Below are 429 nucleotides of genomic sequence, written 5' to 3'. Positions count from 1 at the left end.
ACGCAACACCCTCTCGCTTCCGCCGCCGTGTCCCGCGCCTACGGGAAGGGCGCCCGCGGCCCACTTGGCACCTACAACTTCGCGGGCGACATCGGCAAAGCGTCGCTACCGCCCCTGCTGGCGCTGCTGCTCACGATGCTTCCTTGGCGGTCGTCGTTGTGGATCGTCGCCGGGCTGGGCGCGGCAGTGGCACTGCTCATCCAGTTGCTTATGCCGCAGGTTGACCAGCCCGAACCCGCGCAATCCAAGGCCGCCGCCAAGGGCAAAGGAAAGGGGGGCTTCGGCCTGCTCTTGGCTATCGGCATGCTGGACGGCGCTGCCGGGGTCACCTTCCTCTTGTTTCTGCCCACCTTGCTCCGCGCCAAGGGAGCCTCCTTGCCGACGCTCGGCATCGCCTTGGCTCTCATCTTCATCGGCGGCGCCTGCGGC

The 429-nt window shown here is 67.8% G+C and carries 1 protein-coding gene; it reads left to right on the top strand.

Going from position 1 to position 429, the window contains the following annotated elements; translation table 11 throughout:
* On the top strand, positions 1-429 hold a 429-nt coding region (locus GSQ76_RS31010), incomplete at both ends, for an MFS transporter (protein ID WP_335904880.1).

It is taken from the genome of Acidisphaera sp. L21, from assembly GCF_009765685.1.
GTDB lineage: Bacteria > Pseudomonadota > Alphaproteobacteria > Acetobacterales > Acetobacteraceae > LMUY01.
This window is presented reverse-complemented; position numbering and strand designations above follow the sequence as displayed.